Source organism: uncultured Thiohalocapsa sp. (assembly GCF_913062725.1).
In the GTDB taxonomy this organism is placed as follows: Bacteria; Pseudomonadota; Gammaproteobacteria; order Chromatiales; family Chromatiaceae; genus Thiohalocapsa.
Window position 1 is genome coordinate 20,205 of the sequence record NZ_CAJXWY010000053.1, and the last position, 7,821, is coordinate 28,025.

The window sequence follows — 7,821 nt, forward strand, 5'->3', positions numbered from 1 at the left end:
CCTGTCGTCAAGCCCTTGCTGCGCAGCCGCCGCCTCGGCGGCCTCAGCCTGCGGCTCGGCTGCGGCGGGCCGCTGCACGGCCGACTGCGTCTGCCCGCCACGCGGCGGGCGTCGTCGGAGCCGTCATCGCGAGCCGCGGCCTCGGGGCGGGCGGGGGCATGACGACCGTCGCCCACACCGGCCTGCGTGGTGAGCTGCGCCATGACGAGTCGCTGGCGAAGCACACCAGCTGGCGCGTCGGCGGCCCGGCCGCGCGTCTGTACCGACCGGCGGATCAGGCTGATCTCATTGCTTTCCTGCGTACGCTGGCGGCCGATGAGCCCCTGCTCTGGCTCGGGCTCGGTAGCAATCTGCTCATCGCCGATGCGGGCTGGCCCGGCACCGTCATCGAGACCCAGGGCTGCCTCACGGCGATGACGGTGCTCGCGCCCGGCAGGCTGCGCCTGCAGGCCGGTGTCTCCTGCGCCAAGGCGGCCCGCTTCGCGGCTCGTGAAGGCCTGGTAGGACTCGAATTCTTCGCCGGGATTCCCGGCACCGTGGGCGGTGCGCTGGCGATGAACGCCGGCGCCTGGGGTGGTGAGACCTGGCCGCATGTCGCCCTGGTGCGTACGCTGGATCGCGGCGGCACGTTGCGCGAGCGCGATCCACAAGACTTCGAGGTGGGCTACCGGCAGGTGGTGATCCCCGCCAGCGAATGGTTCCTCGAGGCCGAGCTGGTGCTGGCGCGCGGTGATACGCAAGCCGCCCAGGCCCGCATCCGGGACTTGTTGGCGCGTCGCGCGGCCACCCAGCCCACCGGTCTACCGAGCTGCGGCTCGGTGTTTCGCAATCCACCGGGCGATCACGCGGCCCGGCTCATCGAGGCCTGCGGTCTCAAGGGGTTGCGATTCGGCGGTGCGGAGGTCTCGCCGCAGCACGCGAACTTCATCATCAACACCGGCGGCGCCAGGGCGCGGGACATTGCGCGGCTCATCGACCATGTGCGCGCGCAGGTGGAGCGCCGCCACGGCATCCGGCTGATACCTGAGGTGCGTCGGGTGGGGGATTTCGAGTCATGACCCATGATCCGGCCGACTTCGGCAAAGTGGCGCTGCTCCTGGGCGGGCAGGCCGCCGAGCGTGAGATCTCCCTCAAGAGCGGCGCCGCCGTCGGCGCGGCGCTCCGACGCGCGGGGGTGGACGTGCACGACATCGATCCAGGACCGGACATCCTCGAGGTGTTGCGCGCGGGCGACTTCGACCGGGCCTTCATCATCCTGCATGGGCGCGGCGGCGAGGACGGGCAGATCCAGGGGGCGCTGCAGTGCATCGGCACGCCCTACACCGGCTCCGGGGTGCTCGGCTCCGCCATCGGCATGGACAAATACCGCACCAAGTTGCTGTGGGCGGGCGCCGGTATTCCCACGGCGGACTTCGCGCTGCTGTGCGCTGAGGCGGATCTGCGCACCGCCGAGCAGCTCGGCTTCCCGCTCATGATCAAGCCCTCCCAGGAGGGGTCCAGCCTTGGCATGACGAAGGTCGAGAATGCCGCCACCCTGGTCGAGGCCTGGCAGGCTGCGGCGCAATACGACCGCACCGTGCTCGCCGAGCGTTGGCTGCCGGGCGCCGAGTACACCTGTGCCATTCTCGGCGGCGAGGCCCTGCCGCTGATCCGCCTCGAGACGCCGAACAGCTTCTACGACTACGAGGCCAAGTACTTCTCCAACACCACCCGCTACCACTGCCCCTGCGGCCTGCCGGCGGCCCAGGAGTCGGTGCTCCAGGCGCTTTGCCTGCGCGCATTCGACGCCGTCGGCGCATCCGGCTGGGGGCGCGTGGACTTCATGCTCGACGCCGCAGGCGAGCCGAAGCTGCTCGAGGTGAACACGGTGCCGGGGATGACAGACCATAGTCTGGTACCGATGGCTGCGACGGCCGCCGGCATCGACTTCGAGGCGCTGTGTCTGCACATCCTGGCCACCAGTCTGTTGGAGGTATCGTCGTGAGCAGGCGGCCGGCGAGCACCGAGCCAGTGCCGGCGGCGCAGCTCGAGCCGAGCAGTGCTTCGCTCGTCGCCCGGCTGCTCACGGCGCTGGCCATCATCGCCGCGATGATCGGCGCCGGCGCTGTGGCGTTGGACTGGGAGCCGCGTCTGCTGCCCATTCGCATCGTCACGGTGGACGGCGAAATGCACGGTCTGTCACGGGAGTCGCTGCAGCAGACCGTCGCCGAGCACATCGACGGCGGCATCCTGACCCAGGACCTGACGGCTTTGCGGCAGCGGGTGCAGGAGCTGCCCTGGATTCATCGCGCCAGCGTGCGCCGGGTCTGGCCGGATCGGCTGGTCTTGACGGTCAGCGAGCACGAAGCCATGGCGCAGTGGGGCGATAACGGGCTGGTCACCGAAGACGGCATCGTCTTCCGTCCCCGCGACGGCCGGCTGCCCGCCGGGCTGGTGCGGCTCGAGGGTGCCGACGCCATGGCGCCCCAGGTGGTCGAACGCTACCACCGCTGGCACCCGAAGCTCGCCCAGCTCGGGCTCATCATCGAATCGGTCGTGCGCAATGCCCGGGGCGACTGGACGCTGACGCTGCTCGGCGGCACGGAGCTGTATCTGGGCACGGGTGACATCGATGCCCGCTTCGAGCGCTTGCTCGCCGCCTACCCGCAGGTGGAGGCCATCGGCATTCCCACGCGCATCGATCTGCGCTACAGCAATGGGTTCGCGGTGCGTTGGGTTCCACGCACCGATGCACCGCGCGAGCGTGTAGCGGCAAATATTTCACGGGAACGGAGCTGACAGGCATGCCCAGACGTAGTGAGAAGAGCCTCCTGGTGGGGCTCGATATTGGCACCTCGAAGGTGGTCGCGCTGGTGGGCGAGCTGAAGGCTGACGACACCATCGAGATCATCGGCATCGGCACCCACCCGTCCCGCGGCCTGAAGAAGGGCGTGGTGGTGGATATCGAATCCACGGTGCAGTCGATTCAGCGTGCCGTGGAAGAGGCGGAGCTGATGGCCGGCTGTGAGATCCATTCGGTGCATGCGGTCATCGCCGGCAGTCATATCCGCAGCCTGAACAGTCACGGCATTACCGCCATCAAGGATCACGAGGTGGTGCAGGCGGATGTGGACCGGGTCATCGACGCGGCCCGCGCAGTGGCCATTCCAGCGGATCAAAAGATCCTCCACATCCTGCCCCAGGAATTCATCATCGACGACCAGGAGGGCATCCGCGAGCCCATCGGCATGTCCGGCGTGCGCCTGGAAGCGCGGGTGCACATGGTCACCGGCGCCGTCAGCGCGGCGCAGAACATCGTCAAGTGCATTCGCCGCTGCGGACTGGAGGTGGACGACCTGGTGCTGGGCCAGCTCAGTTCCAGCTACGCCGTGCTCGGCGAGGATGAAAAGGAGCTCGGCGTCTGCCTGGTGGATATGGGGGGTGGCACCACCGACATGGCGGTATTCACCGATGGTGCCATCCGTCACACGGCCTGCATTCCCATCGCCGGTGACCAGGTCACCAACGACATCGCCGTGGCCCTGCGCACCCCCACCCAGCATGCCGAAGACATCAAGGTCCGTCATGGCTGCGCCCTGTCTTCTCGCGGTATGACCCAGGATATCGAGGTTCCGAGCATCGGCGAGCGTCCGGCGCGCCAGCTCCCGCGTCAAACCCTGGCGGAGGTGGTGGAGCCCCGTTATGAAGAGTTGCTGAACCTGCTCCAAGGCGAGCTCCGGCGCAGCGGCTTCGAGGATCTCATCGCCGGCGGCGTCGTGCTCACCGGCGGCGCCGCGACCATGGACGGGCTCCTGGAACTGGCTGAGAACGTCTTTCACATGCCCGTGCGCCTGGGCATACCGCAGTACGTCACCGGCCTCGAGGACACCATCGCCGACCCCGTCTACGCCACCGGGGTCGGTCTGCTCATTTACGCGCAGCAGCACCGCTTTGCCGCAGGCTCCGAGTACGCGGAAGCGCTCGGCCTCTGGGGGCGGATACGGCGCTGGTTTGGCGGATAAGGCGGCACTCAGAACCGTCGCCGGTGGCCAACCGCCAAGGTCGGGTGGTGCCGGCACTCAGGGGGACGCAAACAAGCGCGGGGCTCCTGCCCGCTTGCCGCAGGATGGCGAAAGTGCATGTCGCGGGACAATACGCGGCTACGACAGGAGGCGGGCGTATCGACCCTGCGGCCCGAGGGGACGGCAGATCCGGCAGGCAACAGCCAGTCGCAACACGAGAGGCAACCCATTATGTTCGAGCTCATGGATACCCAGACCCAGACCGCAGTGATCAAGGTTATCGGCGTCGGCGGTGGTGGCGGCAATGCGGTCAATCACATGGCCGCCGCCAACATCGAAGGCGTGGATTTCATTTGCGCCAACACCGATGCCCAGGCGCTGGATAACGCAACCGTCAAGACGATCCTTCAGCTCGGAGCGGGCATCACCAAGGGTCTCGGCGCCGGTGCCGACCCCGAGATCGGCCGCAAGGCGGCGGAGGAGGACCGAGACCGCATCAAGGACGCGCTGGACGGCGCCGACATGGTGTTCATCACCGCAGGCATGGGTGGCGGCACCGGCACCGGTGCCGCGCCGGTGGTGGCGGAGGTGGCCCGCGAGCTGGATATCCTCACGGTGGCCGTGGTCACCAAGCCCTTCCCGTTCGAAGGCGGTAAGCGCGGTAAGACCGCCAGCACCGGCATCGAGGAATTGGCCAAGCACGTCGATTCTCTGATCACCATCCCGAACGAGAAGCTGCTGCAGGTGCTCGGCAAGGAGATGACCCTGCTCAGCGCCTTCAGCGCCGCCAATGACATCCTGCTGAACGCGACCCAGGGCATCGCCGAGCTGATTACCCGCCCCGGCCTCATCAACGTCGACTTCGCCGACGTCAAGACGGTCATGTCCGAGATGGGTGTATCCATGATGGGCTCGGGTGCGGCCAGCGGCGAGAACCGGGCCCGTGAGGCCGCCGAGGCCGCCATCAACAGCCCCTTGCTGGAAGATATCGACCTCGCCGGTGCCCGCGGCATTCTGGTGAACATCACCGCCGGCCTGAGCCTGTCCATCGGCGAGTTCGACGAGGTGGGCAACACGGTGCGGGATTTCGCCGATGACGATGCGACGGTCGTCGTGGGCACCGTCATCGATCCGGAGCTCGAGGACGAGCTGCGTGTCACCGTCGTGGCCACCGGTCTCGGCAGCCGCCGCACGGCTGTGTCGACGGAGGAGCCGAAGATGCGCCTCGTGAACACGCGCGGCTCTGATGCCATGACGCCGGATTACAGCGATATGGATCAGCCGGCCTACATTCGCAACAAGCGGGCCGCCGCCGGTGGCGGCGGTGACCAAGACACCGACCTCGACTATCTGGACATTCCAGCCTTCTTGCGGCGTCAAGCGGACTAAGCGCCAGCGCGTGATTGCGACCGGCCGGGTGCATGTGCGCCGGCCGGTCGCGCAGTCTTAACGGGCCTGAAAAAACAGGCACTTGTCTCACTGTCGCATTCAGTGCTTGCGAATAATCCGGGAAAACCCTAACCTATGGCCTAGGCATGGGTGGCGTGACGTACCTTGCGGGTCTGGCAGGATGTCAGGCGTCAAATGCCGGGCGCCTACCGGATCCGGTCCGGGCGATTCCACACCTGGGCAGCCCGGCGCGGCACGCTCAGGTCACGCGACACGAGGGGAAGCGACAGTGATCCGTCAACGCACGTTGAAGAATGTCATCCGCGCCACCGGCGTCGGACTACACACCGGTGCCAAGGTGTACCTGACCCTGCGTCCAGCGGCACCCGACACGGGTATCGTCTTTCGGCGCATCGACCTCGATCCACCGGTGGATATCGCCGCATGCCCGGCACGGGTGGGAGATACCCGTCTGTCGACGACCCTGGAAGCCGACGGTGCCCGCATTGCGACCGTCGAGCATCTCCTCGCGGCCTTCGCCGGACTCGGCGTCGACAACGCCTACGTGGACGTGAGTGCCGCCGAGGTGCCCATCATGGACGGTAGTGCCGGTCCGTTCGTGTTCCTGCTGCAATCAGCGGGCATCGAAGAGCAGCATCGGCCGAAGCGCTTTATCCGCATCAAACGCACCGTCGTCGTCGAGGACGGGGACAAGTTTGCCCGCTTCGAGCCTTTCGACGGATTCCGCGTGGGCTTTTCCATCGATTTCGAGCATCCGGCGTTCACGTCACGTGCGCAGTCGGCCGTGGTGGATTTCTCCAGCACCTCCTTCGTCAGAGAGGTGAGCCGGGCACGGACCTTTGGCTTCCTGCGCGACATCGAGGCCCTGCGCGAGCAAAACCTCGCCCTCGGCGGCAGCTTGGACAATGCCGTCGTGGTCGACGATTACCGCGTGCTCAACGATGACGGGCTACGCTACGAAGACGAATTCGTCAAGCACAAGATCCTGGATGCCATCGGTGATCTCTACCTGCTCGGGCGTCCGCTCATCGGTGCCTTCACCGGACACAAATCCGGACACGCCCTCAATAACCGGCTGCTGCGCACACTGCTGGCACAGGAGGGCGCGTGGGAGGAGGTGACGTTCGAGGATATCGACACCGTCCCTATCCGCTTTGGTCAGCCCATCCTTGCGGCGTAACGTCACGCCGCGGGTTGCGGGCGCATCGCATTAGCTCGCGGCCTGGCGCAACGTCGCGGCGAGACGGCACAGGCTGGCGGCGAGGGGAGAGTCACCCAGGACCGACGCATACTGCTCGACGACCCGGGCCGCGTCAGGATTGACCGCCCGGGGTGAGTCGCCGGCGGCATGCGCCCGCGCCACCGCGGGCGCAGCAACCACTTGCGGCTGCACCCGAACGCGGCAGGCGGTAACCGCCCGCCCGCGTGCCGCAAGTGCCGGCAAGAACTGAGGCGAGAGAAACCTCAGTCGATCCACCCAGGCAGGGGAATCACAAATCAATGTCAGCTGACCCTCATCGAGGGTGGCCTGTGTGCAATGACGGGCGACTGTCGCCGGCAGCAATGAGCGCACATGGGCGAGCAGCGCGTCGCGTCGCTCGATTTCGGCAAGCAACGCCACGACGGCGTCGCTGCCCTGGAGGAATCGGCAAACATGTCGAGCGCGCAGCGGCATGAATCGCTTCCCGGTGGAGTGGCTGTCAGGTGTGTCTGAACGGTACGTCCCAGCGCATCCGACAACAAGACCTTTGGGGGGTGGGTCGTCGTCATGACGGCGCCCGCGAACGAAACGAAATGCGATAAGAGCGTTACAGCAGATGCGATATGCAATGACACGGCGCCCCGCCCGGGCGGCCGGCATGGCCTCGGTCTTCCTTCTGATGATGATGATGACGGCGTTGGTGGCCGGTGGTATCGGCTTCTGGCTGGGTAAATACCGCATCGCTGACGCGGATGTAGCCGTCCTCACGCGCACGACGCCAGCGGTGTCTGATCCCTCCGCAGACCGTGCCGCCGCTGACATCGACGCCGTCGCCGCCCGCGTCGGTGTGATGCAGGCCGAGATCATGCGCATCAACGCCCTCGGACAGCGTTTGGTGGAAATGGCCGGTCTGGACGAAGACGAGTTCGATTTCGCCAACCCGCCCCCCGCGGGAGGGCCGGACGAGGCGGCGCTGCAAAAAACCAACGTCGATGATGTGGCGCAGGATTTGGCCAAGGTGCTCTCGGATCTGGATGATCGCAAGCGCAAACTGGTACTCTTGGAAACGCTCATCATGGACCGGGACCTGAAGCGCCACAGCACACCCGAGGGCTGGCCGTTGCGCGTCGGTGGCGTCGTGACCTCTGGGTTCGGCTACCGCCGCCACCCCATCACCGGTCGTCGCAGCATGCACAAGGGCATCGATAT

General features: G+C 66.7%; 7 protein-coding genes and 1 pseudogene. 7 read left to right on the forward strand and 1 reads right to left on the reverse strand.

Going from position 1 to position 7,821, the window contains the following annotated elements; genetic code table 11:
• Positions 1 to 158: 158 nt before the first annotated feature.
• From murB to lpxC, 6 genes are all read left to right on the forward strand, one after another.
• Positions 159 to 1,058, forward strand: a complete 900-nt coding sequence (murB, locus tag QZ588_RS13865; RefSeq protein ID WP_295543533.1) for a UDP-N-acetylmuramate dehydrogenase — start codon at positions 159 to 161, stop codon at positions 1,056 to 1,058.
• Entirely contained in the window at positions 1,055 to 1,984 is a 930-nt protein-coding gene (locus tag QZ588_RS13870; RefSeq protein WP_295543534.1) for a D-alanine--D-alanine ligase, read from the forward strand. The genes murB and QZ588_RS13870 overlap by 4 nt, the downstream gene beginning before the upstream one ends.
• The gene (locus QZ588_RS13875; protein WP_295543535.1) at positions 1,981 to 2,778 is read left to right on the forward strand and encodes a cell division protein FtsQ/DivIB; all 798 of its coding nucleotides are present in this window, start codon (positions 1,981 to 1,983) and stop codon (positions 2,776 to 2,778) included. The genes QZ588_RS13870 and QZ588_RS13875 overlap by 4 nt, the downstream gene beginning before the upstream one ends.
• A gap of 5 nt (positions 2,779 to 2,783) precedes the next feature.
• Entirely contained in the window at positions 2,784 to 4,001 is a 1,218-nt protein-coding gene (ftsA, locus tag QZ588_RS13880; RefSeq protein ID WP_295543536.1) for a cell division protein FtsA, read from the forward strand.
• 231 nt (positions 4,002 to 4,232) lie between these two features.
• On the forward strand, positions 4,233 to 5,390 hold the full coding sequence (ftsZ, locus tag QZ588_RS13885) for a cell division protein FtsZ (RefSeq protein WP_295543537.1): 1,158 nt from the start codon (positions 4,233 to 4,235) through the stop codon (positions 5,388 to 5,390).
• Between the two features lie 289 nt (positions 5,391 to 5,679).
• Positions 5,680 to 6,591 (forward strand): UDP-3-O-acyl-N-acetylglucosamine deacetylase, encoded by a 912-nt coding sequence (gene lpxC, locus QZ588_RS13890; protein ID WP_295543538.1) that lies wholly within the window; start codon positions 5,680 to 5,682, stop codon positions 6,589 to 6,591.
• A 30-nt stretch (positions 6,592 to 6,621) separates the two neighbouring features.
• On the opposite strand, the gene QZ588_RS13895 is transcribed toward lpxC, so the two are convergent.
• Positions 6,622 to 7,086 carry a DUF721 domain-containing protein gene (locus tag QZ588_RS13895; RefSeq protein ID WP_295543539.1) on the reverse strand — a complete coding sequence of 155 codons (465 nt, stop codon included), beginning with the start codon at positions 7,084 to 7,086 and terminating at the stop codon, positions 6,622 to 6,624.
• A gap of 154 nt (positions 7,087 to 7,240) precedes the next feature.
• Here QZ588_RS13895 and QZ588_RS13900 point away from each other — a divergent pair.
• Positions 7,241 to 7,821, forward strand: a pseudogene (locus tag QZ588_RS13900) (M23 family peptidase); the annotation flags it as partial.